Consider the following 19,409-nt stretch of genomic DNA (forward strand, 5'->3'; position numbering starts at 1 on the left):
GGGGCGGCGAGGGCGGCGACGTGGCGAGGTCAGGGCCTGGTGATCGACGCCCGCGGCATGCTCCGGCCCCAACGACAGCGGCTCAAGCCCTCGTCGGACGGTCACACCAGCCGTCGGGCCGTCGCCCAGCGGGTCAGCTCGTGGCGGTTGGAGAGCTGGAGCTTGCGCAGGACCGCGGAGACATGGGACTCGACCGTCTTCACGGAGATGAAGAGCTGCTTGGCGATCTCCTTGTACGCATAGCCCCGGGCGATGAGCCGCAGCACCTCGCGCTCGCGCTGGGTGAGGCGGTCGAGGTCCTCGTCGACCGGTGGGGCGTCGGTGGAGGCGAAGGCGTCGAGGACGAAGCCTGCCAGGCGCGGGGAGAAGACGGCGTCGCCCTCCTGGACGCGGAAGATCGAGTCGACCAGATCGGTGCCGGTGATCGTCTTGGTGACGTAGCCGCGGGCGCCGCCGCGGATCACGCCGATGACGTCCTCCGCCGCGTCCGAGACGGACAGGGCGAGGAAGCGGACGGGCCGCTCGGCGTCGGCCGTCAACGCGGCGCAGCGGCGCAGGACTTCGACGCCACCACCGCCGGGAAGATGGACATCGAGGAGGACCACCTCGGGGCGGGTCGCGGTGATGACCGTGACCGCCTGGTCGACGTCCGCGGCCTCGCCGACGACCTCGACGCCGGTCTGCTCGGTCTGGCCGATCTCGGCCTGTACGCCCGTACGGAACATACGGTGGTCGTCGACGAGGACCACACGTACGTGCCGCTTCCCGGAGGGGCCGGCCTCGGCCGCCTCCGCCGCTCCCGCCGTGCCGTTCGTCTCGGTCGCGTCGCTCATGCCGTCTTCTCCGCTCTCTCCATCTCCAGCTCGACCTCCGTGCCGCCGCCCGGCACCGCCCGCAGCCGCGCCGTGCCGCCGTTGCGCTCCATGCGGCCGATGATCGATTCCCTGACCCCCATGCGGTCGGCGGGTATCGAGTCGAGGTCGAAGCCCGGTCCGCGGTCGCGGACCGACACGAAGACCTTCCTCCCCTCGACTTCGGCATAGACCTGCACGGCACCGCCCTCGCCACCGTACTTGGCGGCGTTCACCATCGCCTCGCGCGCGGCCTGCATCTGTGCGGCGGTCTTCTCGTCGAGCGGGCAGTCCCCGACCACGACGACCTCGATGGGGACGCCGTGCTTGTCCTCGACCTCGGCCGCGGTGCGCCGCACCGCCTCGGCGAGAGTGGCCGGTTCGTCGTCCTCGTCCTTGCCGGTGCCCGCGGGCCGGTACAGCCAGGTGCGCAGGTCGCGCTCCTGGGCGCGGGCGAGACGGCGCACCTCGTTCGCGTTCTCCGCGTTGCGTTGGATCAGGGTCAGGGTGTGCAGCACGGAGTCGTGGACGTGGGCGGCGACCTCGGCGCGCTCCTGGGCGCGGATGCGCATGAGGCGCTCCTGGGACAGGTCCTGGGTCACGCGGACGAGATAGGGACCGGCGAGGAGCGTGATGCCGACGAGGACGGCGAGGGCGGCCTGGAGCACCGGGCCGAGCGGGGCGGCGGAGCCCTGCAGGACGACGATGCCGGAGACGCCGGCCGTGACGAGCAGGACGCCCGCGCCCGCGCGCAGAAGCGTCAGCGTCCGGCGTCGGCGGCCGACTTCGACCCAGCGGGCCCTGCGGGCGTTGTCCGCCTGGCGCCAGACGAGGGCGACGCCCGCGCCGACGAGGACGGCCGGGATGAGGTACGCCTTGGCCGCGCCGCTCAGGTTGATGTTGCTCACGAAGACCATGGCCACCACGACCATGAGCAGCAGGGCGACCATCTGGCCCTTGTCCGGTTTACGGGCGACGAGTCTGCGGCGTCCGTCCGGCGAGGTCTCGGTACCGACGAGGGACGGAGGCTTCTGGTCGCCGACGCCGCCGACGCCGAGAGGCACGAAGAACCAGAACGCGGCGTAGAGGAGCGCGCCGAGGCCGTGGGCCATGAACAGGCCGGCGAAGACGAGCCGCACCCACACCACGGGCAACCCGAGATGCCCGGCGAGCCCCCGCGCCACACCACCGAGCCAGCGGCCGTCGCTGCTGCGGTAGAGCTTGCGCGGCGGCCGCGGGTCGTCGAGCGGTGGTGCTGCGGCTTCCGGCATGTCGTCGATGGTCACATGACCGGGTGTCACGGGGCATCAGGGTCGACCCCCGAGACTCCCCTGATCTTCGGAACCCGGGCCGTCGCACGCCTCCCCCGCACCGTCTCGGGGGCCGATTTCAGGGTTCGCCCAGGGTCGTTCCCCCTGCCGTCGCGGCAGCCCGGCCGTCACCATGGACGCATGACAGATCACGAGCACGCCGCGACGGGTCCGGGACCCGGCCCCGGCCCACGCCCGACCCCGGGCGCCGGGCCGACGGATGCCGCGCCCGCCGCGGCCGACTCCGCCGGCGTGGGCGGCTCGGGCGGAACGGTCCCGAGCTCCGGGGAGGCCTCACCCCTCGCGGCCCTGCGCGGATTCCGCCGCGAGCGGCGCCACAAGGTGATCGCGGGCGTGTGCGCGGGGCTCGGGCGGCGCACCGACATGGACCCCGTGATCTTCCGCATCACCCTCGCCGTGCTGGCCGCGACCGGCGGCATCGGGCTCATCTTCTACGGCTTCGCCTGGCTCTTCGTGCCGTACGAGGACGAGGAGGAGAACGAGGTCCGCAAGCTGCTCACCGGCCGGGTCGACGGGCAGGCGCTCGCCGCCGTGCTCTTCGCCCTGATCGGCTGCTGGGTGTTCCTGACGATGCTGAGGAACGGCGGGGTGCTCACGTTCGCCGCCGTCCTGTCACTGCTGCTCGCCGGCGCGGGCTACTGGTCGCAGCGACGCGACGCTCCCGACGCCACGCCTTCCCCGAGCGCCGGACCGCGCTCGGGGAGAGCAGGCCCCATAGCGGCCCAGGCCGCCGCCGACGCCCCGCCCGAGGCCCAGGCGCCGCCGGTCCCCACCACCTACCCCTCCTGGTGGCGCGACCCCATCGTGAAGGACGGCACGCACGTCGGCGGTACCGGTTATCTGTGGGGCCCCGGAGACTCCCGCGGCGGGGACGTCACAGCGGCCCTCGACGTCAGCCTCGGCCTGTCCTACGGCCACGGCACCACCGAGATACGCACACCGCGTCCCGCGCCCGCACCCGCGAAGGCGAAGGCGCGCGGCCCGCGCTGGATCGGCGGCTGGGTCTTCCTGCTCGCCCTCGTGGCCGGTGGCCTGGGCGCCCGTCGGACCTGGGGCGCGCACCCGCTGGGCACCAGCCTGCAGGCGGGTCTGTCCTGCGCGCTCGTCGTCTTCGGCATCGGCATCGCCGTCAGCGCGGCCCTGGGGCGTACGGGGGCCGGATCGGTGTTCCTCGCGGTGCTCACGGCGGCGCTGCTCGCCGGGGCGACGGCACTGCCACGGGACATCACCGCCCACTGGAACCACACGTCATGGCGCCCCGCGACGACTGCGGACGTGCAACGGAAGTACGACCTGGGTACCGGGGTCGGCACCTTGGACCTGACGCGGATACACCCGGGCAAGGGGCGGACCCTGGAGACGGGGGCCCAGGTGGGCGCGGGCCGGCTGCGCGTGATCGTGCCGGCGGACGTGACCGTGCGGATGAGCATCGACGTCGGACTGGGCGACATCCGAATACCGGGAGACGACAGGAAGGGCGTGGACGTGGAGCCTGACAGGCACAAGGACGTGACGCTGGCTCCGGCGCCGGGTGGCAAGGACGCGGGCACGCTCGATCTCGGCCTACAGGTCGGCGTGGGACAGGCGGAGGTGAGCCGTGCTGCGTCATGAGTTCCAGCCGGGTCGGCTGGTCGCCGGGCTCTTCCTCGCCGGCACGGGCGCCGTCTACGCCGGTGATGCGGTCGGCCTGTGGGACACCCCGTGGTTCGCGATCGTCCCGCTCGTCGTGGGCGGCCTCTGCCTCGCGGGCGCGACGGCGGCCTTGACCCGGGGCATACGCGGCAGGCGCGGGCCGGGTCGCGGGAACGGCACTGGCGCCGCCGACACCGGCGCGACGAGCTGACGACCTGCCAGGAACTCTGGTCCCTGCAGGGGACGCAACTCCCCTCCGGCGGGATCTACCGCAAGCCACCCGCCCGCCCCCGGCGCCTCCTGCGCAGGGCCGCGTCCAGGGAGAAGTACGGGGTGCCGGCGAGGACGAGGGGCAGCCAGGCCATCAGGTAGGCGAGGTCGTTGCCGTAGTAGTAGGGGGTGGTGGCCCAGCTCACCGTCAGCCACAGGCTGAGCGAGATCAGTGCGCCGCCGAGTGCGGCGAGGCGGCCGAACAGGCCGACCAGGATGCCGATGCCGACGGCGAGTTCGCCGAACGCGATGGCGTAGCCGAAGCCGACGGGGTTCTTCAGGGCCATGTCGACCATGGCCGGGATGGCCGCGGAGTCCCGGACCGAGCTCATGGTGTCGCCGATCGAGCCGGAACCGGAGGCCTTCATGAAGGAGCTGTCGGTGATCTTGTCCAGCCCGGCGTAGATGAAGGTGACGCCGAGGAAGACCCGAAGCGGAAGGAGGGCGTATCGGGTGGTGGTGTCCCGCAAGGTCCGGTCGCTGTCGAGATAGTTGTGCGTGTCCGTACGAATGCTGTGCGTCATCGCTCCCAGCCGCCTCTCGCCCGCATACCGTGACCCTCGACAGACCATACGTACGACAATCGAATCCGGCTCAATCCTCTCCGTGGCCGATTTCCCGAATTCGGCTTGGTCATCCTTCCGCTGGAGAGCCGCTCGCCCGGAGAGTCACTCCATCACTTCGACCACGCATCGCTCGGTGGCGATCCCGGCCGCCGTCACCACCCGCACCTCCACGCGTCCGGGCTCCACTTCGGCCGGTACCGGGACGGTGAGCACCGCGTCCGTGGGGTTGCTGAAGCCGCCGGTGACGGGGACCAGGGGGACGTGGACGTCGACCGCGCCGATGCGGACGATCATGCGGGAGAGCTGGTCGGCGCTCTGGGCGCCGGGCGGTACGAAGCCGGCGCCGCGGATCTCGATGTCGTCACCGGTGCGGATCGGCCCGTCCAGGTCGCCGGCCTCGCGGGCGCGGACCACGGAGAGGATCACCGGGCGGCCGCCCTCCGCGTACTTGGCGGCGAGGTAGGTCGCGGCCGAGATCAGCACCACCACCGCCAGACCCCACGGCAGGTCGGGCAGCTGGTCGGGGCGGCGGGCCAGCCGGACCGCGGCGAACACGAGGGCAACGGCACCGATCACGACGTACTGGATGTCGGCGAAGGTGCCCCGGCCGCCGTCGTCGGTCAGCAGGTCGGCCGCGCGTGGCCGGCGCGCCCGTACCTTCTGCAGCCGCTGCCCGAGGATCCGCAGGCCGACCACGCGTCGCACGAGCACCGCGATCCCGCAGACCACGGCGAGCACGGTCGCGATCCCGGCCCCGCGGGCGAGGTCGAGTCCGGAGATCAGCGCGTCGCGTTCCCGGTGGTCGGAGGCGGCGGCGAGGCGGCCCGCCAGCACCAGCACCGCGTACGCCACGAACAGCACCCAGGCGGCGGCGACGGTACGGGAGGTGGACATCCGGTTGTCCTCGCCGATGACCGGGGCGAGCGCCCCGCCGCGCGCCCGGTGGAACCACGAGGCGGCGGTCAGCGCACCGGCCACGACCAGCGCGGCCAGCAGTCCGGCAGTGCGTGCGCTCGTCCAGCCCGCGCCGATCGCCGTCAGCGACTCGGCCATCAGCAGCAGGGCGACGGCGGCCCACAGGACGTACACCGCCCGGAGCCACAGCCGGGTCAGCCATGCCTCGCCCTCCGCCCGGCCGCTTTCGGCGACGGCCTCGGCGGTCTGCGTCAGTTCCGCGGAGACCCACTGGCGGGAGGCGGAGGCCGAGTGGGCCACCGCCGCCGGCAGCCCCTGCCCGGCCGCGAACGCGTCGCGCTTGAGCAGGAACTCGGCGACCGCCCGCCGGTGCCCCTCGCGCGCCCCGTGCGGACAGTCCCCGCAGGTGCAACCGCCCCCGTGGGCGCTCGTCCCCGCGCCCTGCCTCGCCTCCTGCACCGCCACGCCCGACGCCCGCCTTCCCCACGACCCGCGGCGCGGCCGGCGCCCTTGGACAGGGTCGACCGTCGCCGCGCAACTCCCTTGTGATGACAGGGAATTGTGCCCTACGGCCCACCCCGCGCGTTCGGCAGGTGGTCACCCCGGGTGAAGCGCGGGCCGCCGCGTTGACCCGGCCGGAAGCATGTCCGTCAGTTCAGCAGATCCGGCTCGCTGCGGCTGATGTCCTGCCACAGCGGCTGGTAGTTGATCCATGCCACCAGGTCGCCGCCGAGCTGCTCGCGGGTCGCGACCGCCAGCTTGTGGTCGATGAGCACCGGACGCCCCGCCGCCCTCGCCGTCAGCTGCACCTGGCAGGAGCGCTCCATCGACAGGAACCACCACGCCGCCGCGTCCACCGAGTCGCCGACCGTCAGCAGCCCGTGGTTGCGCAGGACGAGCGCCTTGCGGCTGCCGAGCGCGGTCGCTATCCGGCGGCCCTCCACGGCGTCGACGTTGACGCCGGTGTAGGCGTCGTAGAGGACGTGGTCCTCGTAGAAGGCGCAGCTCTCCTGGGTGATCGGGTCGAGCAGTTCGCCGAGGGCGGCCAGGGCGCGCCCGTGCACGGAGTGGCAGTGGGCGACCGCGACGACGTCCGGGCGAGCGGCATGGACCGCCGCGTGCACGGCGAACGCGGCCTGGTTGATGTGGTAGCGGCCCTCGATGACCTGCCCGTCCCGGTTGGCGAGGACGAGGTCGCCGACGGTGACGTGCTTGAAGGGCATCCCGAAGGGGTTGACCCAGAAGCAGTCGGTGAATTCCGGGTCGCGTGCGGTGATGTGACCCGACACCCCGTCCTCGAAGCCGGACCGGCCGAAGACCCGCAGCGCGCCGGCCAGCCGTTGCCTGCGGTGCCGGCGCTCGTCCTCGAGCGACTCGTGCATCGGCGGCATCGCGAACTGCAACTGGTCGGTCGGCAGCGGCAGGGGCGGGGTGGGCCCGTGCATAGGTCCTCCAGCACTGGTTCTGCTTTACGGTGCGGAAGTTACCGTCGGTTCGCACGGGAGGACAGCGTTCTTGCGCAAAAGAGCGCTCTCGCACGAAAGAGGTGGAACGGCCTGAGCCGTTCCACCTCTTCACCGTTCATCGAGCGGGACTACTCCCACTCGATGGTGCCCGGGGGCTTCGAGGTGACGTCGAGGACGACGCGGTTGACGTCGCGGACCTCGTTGGTGATGCGGGTCGAGATGCGCGCGAGGACGTCGTACGGCAGGCGCGACCAGTCGGCGGTCATCGCGTCCTCGGAGGAGACCGGGCGCAGGACGATCGGGTGGCCGTAGGTGCGGCCGTCGCCCTGGACGCCGACCGAGCGGACGTCCGCGAGCAGCACGACCGGGCACTGCCAGATGTCGCGGTCGAGGCCGGCCGCGGTCAGCTCCTCGCGGGCGATGGCGTCGGCCTCGCGCAGCAGGTCCAGGCGCTCCTTGGTGACCTCGCCGACGATACGGATGCCGAGGCCGGGGCCCGGGAAGGGCTGGCGCTGGACGATCTCGTCGGGCAGGCCGAGCTCCTGCCCCACCATGCGGACCTCGTCCTTGAAGAGCTTGCGGAGCGGCTCGATGAGCCGGAACTCCAGGTCCTCGGGGAGGCCGCCCACGTTGTGGTGGGACTTGATGTTGGCGGTGCCGGTGCCGCCGCCGGACTCGACCACGTCCGGGTAGAGCGTGCCCTGGACGAGGAACTCGACCGCGGGGCCCTCGTCCGCGATGATCTCCGCCTGCGCCTGCTCGAAGACGCGGATGAACTCGCGGCCGATGATCTTCCGCTTCTCCTCGGGGTCGGAGACCCCGGCGAGGGCGTCGAGGAAGCGCTGCTCGGCGTCGACGACCTTCAGCTGGACGCCGGTGGCCGCGACGAAGTCCTTCTCGACCTGCTCGGTCTCGCCCTTGCGCATCAGGCCGTGGTCGACGTACACGCAGGTCAGCTGGGAGCCGATGGCCTTCTGGACCAGCGCGGCCGCCACCGCGGAGTCGACGCCGCCGGACAGACCGCAGATCGCGCGCTTGTCGCCGACCTGCTCGCGGATGAGGGCGACCTGCTCGTCGATGACGTTGCCGGTCGTCCAGTTCGGCGTCAGGCCCGCACCGCGGTACAGGAAGTGCTCCAGCACCTGCTGGCCGTGCGTGGAGTGCATGACCTCGGGGTGGTACTGGACGCCGTACAGCTTCTTCTCGTCGTTCTCGAAGGCGGCGACCGGGACGACGTCCGTGGAGGCCGTGACGGCGAAGCCCTCGGGGGCGGCGGAGCAGGCGTCGCCGTGCGACATCCAGACGGCCTGCTCGGCGGGGGTGCCCTCGAAGAGAGTGGAGGACGGCTTGGAGACGTACATATCCGTACGGCCGTACTCGCGGGCGCCGGTGTTGTCGACCGTGCCGCCGAGGGTCTGCGCCATCAGCTGGAAGCCGTAGCACATGCCGAAGACGGGGACACCGGCCTCGAAGAGCGTGCGGTCGAGGCGGGGGGCGCCCTGCTCGTACACGGACGAGGGGCCACCGGAGAGGATGATCGCCGCCGGCTTCTTGGCGAGCATCTCCTCGACCGGCATGGTGCTCGGCACGATCTCGCTGTAGACCCGCGCCTCGCGGACTCGACGGGCGATGAGCTGGGCATACTGCGCGCCGAAGTCGACGACCAGGACGGTGTCGGGGGTGGCGGCAGCGGGAGTCGCTGATGACACGGGGTGCCTTCCGGCGGTTGGGCGGGGGGTCGGTATCTTCCGATTCTAACGGGGGTGGCCGTCGGACCGGTCCCGTCCTGGGGCTCCGCCCCCGGACCCCCGGTCTCTTACGCACCCGCCCGCCCGTCTCGGCCGGACACAGAGGTGCCGTTGTGTGACGTGGCATACTGGCCGCATGCTCGCGCACCCGACCTTCCTCTTTACCTATGGCAACCGGCCCACCGGCTGCCATGGTCGTGCTGCTTGAGCAACTGACAAGCGACTTCCCAGGCGCCCCGGGCCGACAAGGTCCGGGGCGCCTGGCGTTTGCGGGACCTGCCGGACCGGGGCACCCGGGCCACACCGACAAGGAGCCCCCTGCCATGAGCGCCACCGCCCCCGCCACTTCCGCCACCGAGAAGACCGGTGCCCGCACCCCCGAGGCCGCCGACACGATCACCGACGCCCGTGAGCGCGTCGACGCGCTGGACGAGCGGATCATCGGGCTCGTGCAGGAACGGATGGCCGTGTCCGCCGCGATCCAGCAGGCCCGGCTCACCTCGGGCGGCCGGCGCGTGAACCTCTCCCGCGAGATGGAGATCCTCGGCCACTACAGGGACGCGCTGGGCAAGCCCGGTACGTCCCTCGCCATGACGCTCCTCGAACTGTGCCGGGGTCGCATCTGAGTTCGGTCCCGCTCTCACTCGTACGGCGCGTGACCGCCTCGCGCACCGCTTCGTTGGTCCCGGTGTCCGTGCCAGCCAGGGGCGGGCCCGAAAGAACCACGCGTGGCTCGCTGGGGCGATGAGGCGTACGGATCGTGCCGTGCGTCGTGGGACCTCGCTCCAGGGAAGTGACCGGACGGCAGGGGACAGCAGCCCGGTCATCCAAGAGAACGGTCGGCTCCGGGGACGCCCGGGGTCGACCGGCGGAAACCGTCGACCGGTGGAAACCGCAGACATGCCCGCCGCACCGGGCTCGGTCACACGGTTGCGGAGGCCGTGATCACCAGCACGATGCGAGAAGCCCACGTCCCCATCCGCACCCCCGCATTGCGATGTCCCGCCCGACCCGCCGGAGGTCGACCCACCCACACGCCCCAGAGCGCGCCGGGGCACCGACCCGGCGCACGCAGGGCGCTCGGCACCACACACCAGCGGCACCACACCAGCGGCGCGCCCCCCGGCGCCGCCCCCGGGGCACCGGCGCTGCCCTGACGCCGTGCTGACGAAGAAGGGCCCTGCGGCTCCGTCCGCGGGGCCCTTTCGCATGTGACGCAGCCCACATAAGAAACGTGTGAGTGACGCCGCAACCATTCACAGGTCTCACTGATCAAACCAGCAGCAACAAGGGCCACACCCGCAACCCACACGCGGAGGCCTCCCCCAGACGTTCGTGCTGCGAAGCCGCAGCACGCCGGACACACCGAGGTCTTCATGAATCTGCGCCGTGCCATGGTCGCGGCAGCCGCCACGGCTGTCATAGCCCCGCTCGCCCTGCTGTCCGCGCCCGCCGCGTTCGCGGAGGAGTCGGCGTCGCCGTCCCCCTCCGAGTCGGTCACGGTCGACCCCTCGGCGTCGACGCCGAGCGAGTCCACCGACCCGTCGTCGAGCGTCTCGTCCCTGCCGTCCGACAACACCGTCAGCCCGGACCCGAGCACCAGCGCGCCGGCCGAGGAGTCGCCGGACCCGAGCACCAGCGCGAGTGAGTCGACCCCGGCCGAGCCGTCCGAGTCGGCCGAGCCGAGCGAGGACCCGTCGTCCCCCGACGTGCCCTACTGCGAGGAGCTCGACCAGGACTTCTCCAACGCCAAGCTGTCCGCCGACATCAAGGGCCTGCCGGGCAAGATCGTCGCGGGTGACGGCTTCCACGGCTTCCAGCTGACCGTCACGAACAACTCCAAGACCGACGTCCAGGACGTGGCCTTCTACGCCGAGGTCGAGAACTACGAGCTCGACGAGTCGAAGTTCCTGAGCCCGTACGTCGACCTGGAGTTCAAGAACCCCCAGAGCGGTTCCTGGGACCGCATCGGCTCCAAGGACTGGGCCGGCGACTACTTCTTCTTCATGGGCAAGCTGAAGTCGGGCGCGAGCCAGTCGGTCGACCTGCGCGTCAGCATCGACGCCAAGGCCCCCGCCGGTGACGCCTACTCCTTCGGCTCCGGTGCCTACCTCGACAACGTCAAGGGCCAGGACTGCATCGCCGAGGGCTGGGCCCAGTACGACTTCCAGGTCCTGAAGGCCGGTTCCACGAACCCGGCCCCCGGCACCGCCAAGCCGAGCGACAAGGGCACCAAGACCTCGGTGAAGAAGCCGCAGGGCGACGTCTCCAAGCTGCCGACCGGCAACCTCGCCGAGACCGGCGCCAGCTCCGCGCTGCCGATGATCGGCCTCGCCGGCGGTGTCGCCGTCGTCGCCGGTGCGGGCGCGGTGATCGCGATGCGCCGGCGCAAGGCGGGAGCCCAGGCCGGCGCCTGAGCCACGGCGTGAGTGACACGCCCGCCGCATGAAGAAGGACCTGCGCTCGGAGGGGGGCGCAGGTCCTTCTTCATGTATGTCCACTCATGTACGTGGCTTCATGGACGTCACTTCTTCGGCGGCACCGTCGGCATCCCCAGGAACGGCAGGCGCAGCGCGCCGAAGGCGTCCGCCGGGACCGCCGGGTTCTGGGGCTCGACCGGCTTCAGGCGCTCGTACGACGCGCCCTGCTCCGGGCGCGGGTCGGTCTCGCCCTTGTTGGGCCAGTACGCCATCGCCCGCTCGGCCTGGGCGGTGATGGTCAGGGACGGGTTCACCCCGAGGTTCGCCGACACCGCCGCGCCGTCCACCACGGAGATGCCCGGGTGGCCGTACAGCCGGTGGTAGGCGTCGATGACGCCCGTCTCGCGCGAGTCGCCGATCGGGCAGCCGCCGAGGAAGTGGGCGGTGAGCGGGGTGCCCATGAGCTCGCCGACGTTGCTGCCCGCGAAGCCGTTGATCTCGTCGGCGAGCACGGTGGCCGCCTCCGTGGCCGCCTTGATCTGCTTGGGGTTGGGGGCGCCGTGGCCCTGGCGCGCGGTCAGCAGCCCCTTGCCCACCCCGTCCGGCTTGAGGTACGTCGTCAGGGAGTTGTCCAGCGACTGCATCACCAGACCGATGATGGTCCGCTCCGACCAGCGCCGGTTGGACAGGGACCGCGCCACGAGCAGCGGGTGGCGGACCGCGTTCGCCAGCCAGCCCAGGACGCGGGAGGACCCTTCCGCGTACGGCACTTGGAGGATGGTCAGGCCGCCCATCGAGTTGGAGCCCTTGCCGTAGCGGACCGGCTCGATGTGCGTGTTCTCGTCCGGGTGGATCGAGGACGTGATCGCCACGCCGCGGGTGAAGTCGACCTTCTGCGTGCCGTGTGCCTTGCGGTAGCGGCGGTCGTCGGTCTGCGCGCCCACGAGCGCCTCGGAGTTGGTCCGGGTCAGCACACCCAACCGGTCGGAGAGATAGGGCAGTTGGCCGTTGGTCTTCATACGGTGCAGGAGCGTCTGCGTGCCGTACGTACCGGCGGCCAGGACGACCCGGCGGGCCGTGAAGATCCGCCCCTTGCCCTTCTTCTTCGCGTCCGTCGGCAGGGTGGCGACCGCGTACCCGCCGCGCGAGTCGTCGGTGACGGACACGACCGTCGTCATGGGGTGCACGACCGCGCCCGCCTTCTCGGCGAGGTGGAGGTAGTTCTCGTTGAGGGTGTTCTTCGCGCCGTGCCGGCAGCCCGTCATGCACTCGCCGCACTCGGTGCAGGCGTTGCGGGAGGGCCCGGCCCCGCCGAAGTACGGGTCGGCCACCTGCTCGCCCGCCTTCGCCTTCGCCTCTCCGTCGGCGTCCTTGCCGTCGCCGAAGAAGACGCCGACCGGCGTCATGTGGAAGGTGTCGGCCACGCCCATCCGCTCCGCCGCCGCCTTCAGGTGCACGTCGGAGGGGGTCATGGTCGGGTTGAGCCGTACGCCGAGCATGCGCTGGGCCTGGTCGTAGTACGGCTTCAGCTCCTCCTGCCAGTCGGTGATGTCCTTCCACTGCGGGTCGTCGAAGAAAGCCTTCGGCGGTACGTAGAGGGTGTTGGCGTAGTTGAGCGAACCGCCGCCGACCCCCGCTCCCGCCAGCACCATCACGTTGCCCAGCAGGTGGATGCGCTGGATGCCGTACAGGCCGAGCTTCGGGGCCCAGAGGTAGTTCTTCAGGTCCCAGGAGTTCTTGGGGAGCGTGTCGCGGGTGAAACGGCGACCCGCCTCCAGAACGCCGACCCGGTAGCCCTTCTCGGTCAGGCGGAGGGCGGTGACGGAGCCGCCGAACCCGGACCCGACGACCAGGACGTCGTAGTCGTACGCGTCCTCACGGCCGTCCACCCGCTCCTGCCCGTCTGCGTTGTCGTGCCCGTCCTCGTCCCGGGGCTGGACAGACTTCTCCTGCGACACGTGCTCTCCTCGTTGAGAACGGGGGTGGTCTGGCTGACTGGCGGAACTAGCGGAAGCGGAACGCCTTCATGAGCTGGAGACTGCGGGTGAGGAACGCCGCGTACTTCTCGTCGTCCATGCCGAGCGACGGGGCCATGGGCAGCAGCCGTTGCTGCGCGACCGTCTGGGCCTCGGTGTACTTGAGGATGCCCTCGGAGCCGTGCCGCCGTCCCAGGCCGGAGTCCTTCATGCCGCCCATCGGGGACTGGACGCTGCCGTAGGCGGGCGCGTAGCCCTCGTTGACGTTGACGGTGCCGGTGCGCAGGCGGGCGGCGACCTCGCGGCCCCGCCGGCCGTCCTTCGTCCAGACCGAGGAATTCAGGCCGTACGGCGTGGAGTTGGCGATCTCGACCGCCTCGTCGACCGTCTTGAAACGGTAGACGGAGACGACGGGACCGAAGGTCTCCTCCTCGCACACGGTCATCGGGGCCTCGACGCCGTCGAGGATGGTGGGCTCGAAGAAGTACGGCCCGATGTCGGGACGGGCCACACCGCCGGCGACGACCGTGGCGCCCTTGGCGACCGCGTCCTCGACGTGCCGCTGCACGGTCTCCAGCTGCCGCTCGCCGACCAGCGAGCCCATGTCGGCGCCGTAGGCGAGGGACGTGCCGAGCCGCATGGCCTTCGTGCGGGCCGCGAAGCGCTCCAGGAACGCGTCGGCGATCGACTCGTGGACGTACAGCCGCTCGATGGAGATGCACAGCTGCCCGGCGGAGGAGAAGCAGGCACGGACAGCGCCCGCCGCGGCCTTCTCGATGTCGGCGTCGTCCAGGACCAGCATGGCGTTCTTGCCGCCGAGTTCGAGGGAGACGCCGACCAGGCGCGCGGCGGCGCCCTGGGCGACCTCGCGGCCGGTGCGGGTGGAGCCGGTGAAGGAGACGTAGTCGGCGTGCCTGACGACCTCAGGGCCGACGACGGGCCCCTCGCCGAGCACGACCTGGAAGACCTCGGCCGGCAGCCCCGCCTCGATGAGCAGGTCGCGGGCCCACAGGGCGGTCAGGCAGGTCTCGGTGTCCGGCTTCATGACGACCGCGTTGCCCGCGACGAAGGCGGGCAGCGCGTCGCCGACGGACAGTTCGAGCGGGTAGTTCCAGGGGGCGATCTGGCCGACGACGCCACGCGGGTGGCGCAGCTCGGTGACCTTGGTCAGCGTCGGGATGGCACCGGTGTGCCGCTTCGGCCTCAGGTACCCGGGCGCCTTGCGGCCGTAGTGACGGGCGGCGATGGCGACGGCCTGGACCTCCTCGTGGGCGTGCAGGCGCGCCTTGCCGGTCTCCAGCTGGATGAGGTCGAGGACCTCGGCCTGGCGCTCCAGCACCAGGTCGTGGAAGCGGAGCAGGACGGCGGCCCGCCGCCTGAGCGGCGTCCGCTCCCACACGGCCTGGGCGGCGCGGGCGGCCTCGAAGGCCCTTTGCACGTCCTCGGGGGTGGACTCGGGCAGGTCGGCCAGCTTCTCGCCGGTGAGCGGCGTGTGGTTGGCGGTACGGCCGGAGCCGACGACGCCCTTCGTGAGCTGGGCGATCAGCTCCGGGGTGACCACGTCGGCCGCGGTCCGGGCGCCCGCGGGCGCGGGGGCGAGTGGATTGGTACCGACCGTGCCGGTCTGCGCCGCGATGTCGGTGCCGGTCGTCTCGGGGGCCTGCGAGTCCGTCATGAGGCGCAGAGTAGGACCGCTCCGGGGGTTTTGGATACCTGTCGGTAACTGGGATTCACAAAGTGCCCACACACTGCCAGTGATCACTGGCAGTAAATACCCTGATCAGGGCGTCGTACGGTGTGGATCAACCTGATCCGGAAATCTTCCCCTCAACCGGAGACGGCGGGGTGCGGTGAGGCGTGGGGAGACGCGTGGGGTGACCTGGGCCCCACCGAGGGCACGGGCGAGGACGTGGCCGAGGAGAGGGCGGAGGTCAGGGAGGGGCCGAAGGGCGCGATCGTCGCAAGGGCCGCTTCGACCTCCTCCGCGTCCGGCCGCTCGTCGGGCTCCCGGACCAGGAGGCGGCCCAGCAGCGGACCGAGGGCGCCGGCGCGCTCGCAGACGATCGGACCGGCGGCGCTGCGGCGGAAGGGCGAGCGGCCCTCCACGGCGACGTACAGCAGCACGCCCAGGGACCAGAGGTCGGAGGCGGGGCCGGCGCCGGGCCGCGCCAGCTGCTCGGGCGAGAGGAACCCGAGTGCGTCCCCGCGCCCGACACCGAAGTCGGTGAGGACGACGCGGTCGGTGCCGGACTCCAGGAGCACGTTGGCGGGCTTGACGTCGCGGTGCACGATGCCGACGGAGTGCGCGGCGCGCAGGGCGCCGAGGACGGCGAGCCCGATACGGGCGGCCTCGACGGGAGGGAGCGGACCGCGCCGCAGCACCGCGCGCAGCGACTCGCCCCGGACCAGCTCCATGACGATCCAGGGGAGCCCGCCCTCGAGGAGGACGTCGTGGATGGCGACGGCGACGGGATGGTCGACCCGGGCCGCCGCGCGCGCCTCGTGGTAGAGGCGGTGGACGACGCGCCCGTGCCCCTCACTCCCGGGAGCCGGATCGCCGGGCAGCGCAGGGCACTTGACGGCGATGTCGAGGCCGGTGAGGTCGTCATGGGCGCGCCATACGGCACCGGAGCCGACGCGTTCGATCAGTCGGTAACGGCCGCCGAGCAGACGGCCGTCGGGCGAGTGTTCCCCGTCATCACTCATGTCCCATGAGTACCTCGCGCGACACGTCCTTGTCGACGTGAACGAGATGACTCGATTCACTCTCGTCCTCACCCGTCTTACGATGCTCTTACCTTGAGGTCATAGGTGAGGCACGATACGTTCACATGACAGTCGGCACGTCTCCCGGAGCTGGCAGGCGCATTCGTCGTGTCGGAAGCCTTTTGAAAAACAGGGTGTGCCTCGTCCGTCGTCCTTGGAGAGCTTCACGGTGACCGACCCGACCGTCTCGGTGATCATCCCCGCGTACAACGCGATGCCTTATCTCACGCGTTGCATCTCCTCCGTCGCCGAGCAGACCATCGGTCGGGGCGCATTGGAGGTCATCGTCGTCGACGACGGGTCGACCGACGGCACGGCGGCCGAGCTGGAGCGGCTGACCACGGTGTACCCGGGCCTGATGCAGGTGATCCGGCAGGAGAACTCCGGCAGCCCTTCCGCGCCTCGGAACGTCGGGCTCGATCTCGCCCAGGGCCGCTTCGTCTTCTTCCTCGACGCCGACGACCATCTGGGGCCCGAGGCCCTTGAGCGCATGGTGGCGACGGCCGAGAAGAACGGCACCGACATCGTGCTGGGCAAGATGGTGAGCGTCGGCGGACGCAGCCTGCCCACGTCGATGTTCAAGCGCACGCAGCCGAAGACCGACGTCTTCGACTCGCGCGTCTACTGGGCGCTCAACGCGCTGAAGCTGTTCCGCCGCGAGCTGCTGGAGCGGCACGCCCTGCGGTTCCCGACGGGTCTGACCATCGGCGAGGACCAGCCGTTCGTCGCCCTGGCCTATCTGCACGCGTCGGGCATCTCGGTGCTCGCCGATTACGACTTCCTGTTCTGCTCCCTGCGGGACGACGGCGGCAACGCGACCGTACGCGCCCTCGGCTCCGAGTTCCGGCTGCGGATCCTCGCGCGGATGGTCGACCTGCTGCTCGAGAACGTCCCGCCCGGTCCCGGCCGCGACCACCTGGCGCACCGGCACCTGACCATCGAGGTCCAGGAGATCCTCGCCCACCTGGCGCGCGAGGCCCGCCCCGAGCAGCAGAAGAACCTCGACCGCCTCGCCGACGTCGTGGCCCCCCTCTGGCACGAGGGCCTGCGCACCCGGCTCTCCGCCATGGCCTGGCTGCGCCTGCACCTCGTACGGCATCGGATGCTCGACGAGCTGCTCGAACTCATCCGCTTCGAGGCGGAGTTGAAGACGTCGGGCGTCGCCACCCCGGTCGTCGTCGACGACGGCCGCGCCTACGCCCGGTACCCGTACTTCCGCGACCCCGCGCACGCCGTCCCCGACACCTGCTACGACGTCACCGACCAGCTCGGCCCGCGCCACCAGGTCACCCGCGCCGAACTCCACGGCACCACCCTGCGCCTGGCCGGACACGGCTACCTCCACCGGATCGAGACGCGGGACGTCAGCACCGCACTCGTCCTGCGTGAGCGCGCCGGCGGCGCCGAGTACCGCCTCCCCGTCACGCACACCGCCACCCCGGGCCTCGGCGCGGGCGAGGACGAGGGCCGGTACACGTACGACAAGGCCGGCTTCGAGGCGGACGTCGACATCACCACCGCCGCCGACGGCGCGCCGCTCGCCGACGGGCTGTGGGACATCTCACTCGCCATCGGTGCCCAGGGGGTGACCAAGGAGGTCCGGATCGGCAGCAAGCGCGCCGCCGACGTCTCCGGCAGGGCGAGCACCGAGGTCGTCACCGGCGCCGACGGTCTCCGGGCCGTCACTCTGTACACCACCAGGCCGTACGGCAACCTCACCCTCGACCTCGGCGAGAACAAGCACCGGGTCCTCCCTCACCTCACCCTCGCCCCGGACGTCCACTGGGCGGCCGACGCGCCCACCGAGCTGGAGTTCGCCGGGCGGTGCACGCTCGCCGCCCACCCGGACGGCGCGTTGCAGGTCCGGCTCGGCAACGGCACGGGGGCGACCGCCGCCTTCCCCGCCCGGCGGGTCTCGGACGACGGCGCCTTCATCGTCCGCGTACCGGTCGGCAGCCTCTCCCCCGGCGTCTGGGGCGGCGAACTCGGCCTGGGCGACTGGACGTTGCCCCTACCCGAGCTGCCGAAGACCCTGGCCCCGGCCAGGTGGCGGCGCCTCGGGCTCCCCTGCTACGCCAGGCCCGCGCCCTCCGACGAGGGGCGCTTCGCGCTGCAGGTCGCACGGACCGATCCCTTCAGGGCGCTCATGCGTCGCCTCGGGCGATCCTGACGTCGCGGCGAACCCCGCCCGCCGGGACGCCCGCGGCCTGAGTGCGGGTGACCGTGACGGTCGGGGACCGGGTCACGGTGACGGTCGAGGCGGGCGCGGGCGAGGAGTGCTGCGGCGACGGCGTGGCCGATGCCGAGGAGGGCCGCGGCGACGGCGATGCCGAGGACGTCGCACCCGGGGTCGTACTCGTCGGCGTACCACCGCTCCCGGCCCCGCCCCCGTGCATCAGCAGGGTCGCCGCCGACACGCCCGCCCCGGCCATCGCGGCGACGAGCAGGGCCGCGACCAGCACGCTGCGCGTGGAGCGCCGTACCGGCGGCTTCGGCGGACGGCCCTCGACCGGCCGCGGCATCAGCCCCGACAGAGCGCCGGCGCCCCCGCGAGCGCCGATCTCCGGCGTACGCCCCGTCTCCAGGAACACCCGCAGCATCCGCTCCGCCTCCGCCGCGTCCAGCCGCCGGTCCGGGTCGCGCTCCAGCAGGCCCCGTACGACGGGCAGCAGCGGCGCGGCCTGCGCGGGCGGGCGGATCTCGTCGTCGACGACGGCGTGCACGACACCGCCGAGCGAGTCGCGCCGAAACGGTGACTCGCCGCTCAGTACCGCGCACAGGAGCGCGCCCACCGACCACAGGTCGGACTCGGGACCGGTCCTGACCCCGGACATCCGCTCGGGCGCGGTGTACTCGGGTGAGCCGACGAAGGAGCCGGTCTCGGTGAGCGTGGTGGTGCCCGCGACCTGCGCGACGCCGAAGTCGGTGAGGACGACGCGGTCGGTGCCGGACTCGATCAGCACGTTCGCGGGCTTGATGTCACGGTGGAGGACACCGGCCGCGTGCGCGGTGCTCAGCGCGCTCAGCAGGCCGATGCCGATCCGCGCGGCCTCGGCGGCGGTCACGGGGCCGTGCGCCGAGACCCGGTTGGCGAGCGAGCCGCCGTCGATCAACTCCATGACGAGGTAGGGGCGTTCGCCGTCCTCCACGACGTCGTGCACGACGATGACGTGCGGATGGCTCAACTGGGCCACCGCCCGGGCCTCACGCAGCGTGCGCTCGCGACGCGTCCGCGCCTCGCCGTCGGCGAGGGAGGCGTCGGCGTCGTGGGCGAGTTCCTTGACCGCCACCCGGCGGCCCAGCAGTTGGTCGGTCGCCCGCCATACGACGCCCATCCCGCCGCGCCCGAGCCGCGCCTCCAGGCGGTAACGACCGGCGATCACACGGAAGTCGGCCCCCTCGGTCCCCATGGGCCCCATGATGCCGCACCGGACGCCTCCCTTCCGCGTCGGTGACCGGCCAAGCCGT

Annotated in this window: 14 protein-coding genes and 1 pseudogene; 5 read left to right on the top strand and 10 right to left on the bottom strand. The window is 71.8% G+C overall.

What is annotated here, in order from left to right; all coding sequences use genetic code 11:
- Positions 1-101: 101 nt before the first annotated feature.
- Both ABZ910_RS14685 and ABZ910_RS14690 read right to left on the bottom strand, forming a co-directional pair.
- Positions 102-833, bottom strand: coding sequence for a response regulator transcription factor (locus ABZ910_RS14685; RefSeq protein ID WP_361363729.1), 732 nt, complete (start codon positions 831-833; stop codon positions 102-104).
- On the bottom strand, positions 830-2,122 hold the full coding sequence (locus tag ABZ910_RS14690; protein WP_361363732.1) for a PspC domain-containing protein: 1,293 nt from the start codon (positions 2,120-2,122) through the stop codon (positions 830-832). The genes ABZ910_RS14685 and ABZ910_RS14690 overlap by 4 nt, the downstream gene beginning before the upstream one ends.
- Before the next feature lie 180 nt (positions 2,123-2,302).
- Here ABZ910_RS14690 and ABZ910_RS14695 point away from each other — a divergent pair, with 180 nt between their 5' ends.
- Together ABZ910_RS14695 and ABZ910_RS14700 are read left to right on the top strand one after the other, a co-directional pair.
- A complete protein-coding gene (locus tag ABZ910_RS14695; protein ID WP_361363735.1) occupies positions 2,303-3,793 on the top strand; it encodes a PspC domain-containing protein in 1,491 nt (496 codons plus the stop codon).
- A complete protein-coding gene (locus ABZ910_RS14700) occupies positions 3,780-4,025 on the top strand; it encodes a hypothetical protein (RefSeq protein ID WP_361363738.1) in 246 nt (81 codons plus the stop codon). The genes ABZ910_RS14695 and ABZ910_RS14700 overlap by 14 nt, the downstream gene beginning before the upstream one ends.
- Positions 4,026-4,080: 55 nt before the next feature.
- Here ABZ910_RS14700 and ABZ910_RS14705 read toward each other — a convergent pair whose 3' ends face one another.
- The 4 genes from ABZ910_RS14705 to guaA form a co-directional block, all read right to left on the bottom strand.
- The gene (locus ABZ910_RS14705; protein ID WP_361363741.1) at positions 4,081-4,608 is read right to left on the bottom strand and encodes a DoxX family protein; all 528 of its coding nucleotides are present in this window, start codon (positions 4,606-4,608) and stop codon (positions 4,081-4,083) included.
- A gap of 144 nt (positions 4,609-4,752) precedes the next feature.
- Complete coding sequence (locus ABZ910_RS14710) at positions 4,753-6,030, bottom strand: hypothetical protein (RefSeq protein WP_361363744.1); 1,278 nt, start codon at positions 6,028-6,030, stop codon at positions 4,753-4,755.
- A gap of 185 nt (positions 6,031-6,215) precedes the next feature.
- The gene (locus tag ABZ910_RS14715; protein ID WP_361363747.1) at positions 6,216-7,010 is read right to left on the bottom strand and encodes a class II aldolase/adducin family protein; all 795 of its coding nucleotides are present in this window, start codon (positions 7,008-7,010) and stop codon (positions 6,216-6,218) included.
- A 149-nt stretch (positions 7,011-7,159) separates the two neighbouring features.
- Positions 7,160-8,740 carry a glutamine-hydrolyzing GMP synthase gene (gene guaA / locus ABZ910_RS14720; protein ID WP_361363750.1) on the bottom strand — a complete coding sequence of 527 codons (1,581 nt, stop codon included), beginning with the start codon at positions 8,738-8,740 and terminating at the stop codon, positions 7,160-7,162.
- A gap of 362 nt (positions 8,741-9,102) precedes the next feature.
- Here guaA and ABZ910_RS14725 point away from each other — a divergent pair, with 362 nt between their 5' ends.
- Together ABZ910_RS14725 and ABZ910_RS14730 are read left to right on the top strand one after the other, a co-directional pair.
- Entirely contained in the window at positions 9,103-9,405 is a 303-nt protein-coding gene (locus ABZ910_RS14725; protein WP_361363753.1) for a chorismate mutase, read from the top strand.
- A gap of 750 nt (positions 9,406-10,155) precedes the next feature.
- Positions 10,156-11,196, top strand: coding sequence for an LAETG motif-containing sortase-dependent surface protein (locus ABZ910_RS14730; protein WP_361363756.1), 1,041 nt, complete (start codon positions 10,156-10,158; stop codon positions 11,194-11,196).
- A 107-nt stretch (positions 11,197-11,303) separates the two neighbouring features.
- Here the strand turns inward: ABZ910_RS14730 and ABZ910_RS14735 are convergent, their stop codons facing one another.
- The 3 genes from ABZ910_RS14735 to ABZ910_RS14745 form a co-directional block, all read right to left on the bottom strand.
- Positions 11,304-13,157 carry a GMC family oxidoreductase gene (locus ABZ910_RS14735; protein WP_361363759.1) on the bottom strand — a complete coding sequence of 618 codons (1,854 nt, stop codon included), beginning with the start codon at positions 13,155-13,157 and terminating at the stop codon, positions 11,304-11,306.
- Between the two features lie 46 nt (positions 13,158-13,203).
- On the bottom strand, positions 13,204-14,850 hold the full coding sequence (locus ABZ910_RS14740) for a succinic semialdehyde dehydrogenase (protein ID WP_361363761.1): 1,647 nt from the start codon (positions 14,848-14,850) through the stop codon (positions 13,204-13,206).
- 152 nt (positions 14,851-15,002) lie between these two features.
- Entirely contained in the window at positions 15,003-15,881 is an 879-nt protein-coding gene (locus tag ABZ910_RS14745; protein WP_361363763.1) for a serine/threonine-protein kinase, read from the bottom strand.
- Positions 15,882-16,110: 229 nt separating this feature from the next.
- Between ABZ910_RS14745 and ABZ910_RS14750 the strand changes: the two genes are divergently transcribed.
- Positions 16,111-18,111, top strand: coding sequence for a glycosyltransferase family A protein (locus ABZ910_RS14750; RefSeq protein ID WP_361363765.1), 2,001 nt, complete (start codon positions 16,111-16,113; stop codon positions 18,109-18,111).
- A 175-nt stretch (positions 18,112-18,286) separates the two neighbouring features.
- Here ABZ910_RS14750 and ABZ910_RS14755 read toward each other — a convergent pair.
- Positions 18,287-19,351, bottom strand: a pseudogene (locus ABZ910_RS14755) (serine/threonine-protein kinase); the annotation flags it as partial.
- Positions 19,352-19,409 lie beyond the last annotated feature (58 nt).

Origin of the sequence: Streptomyces sp. NPDC046805 (assembly GCF_040645355.1) — a bacterium.
Taxonomy (GTDB): domain Bacteria; phylum Actinomycetota; class Actinomycetes; order Streptomycetales; family Streptomycetaceae; genus Streptomyces.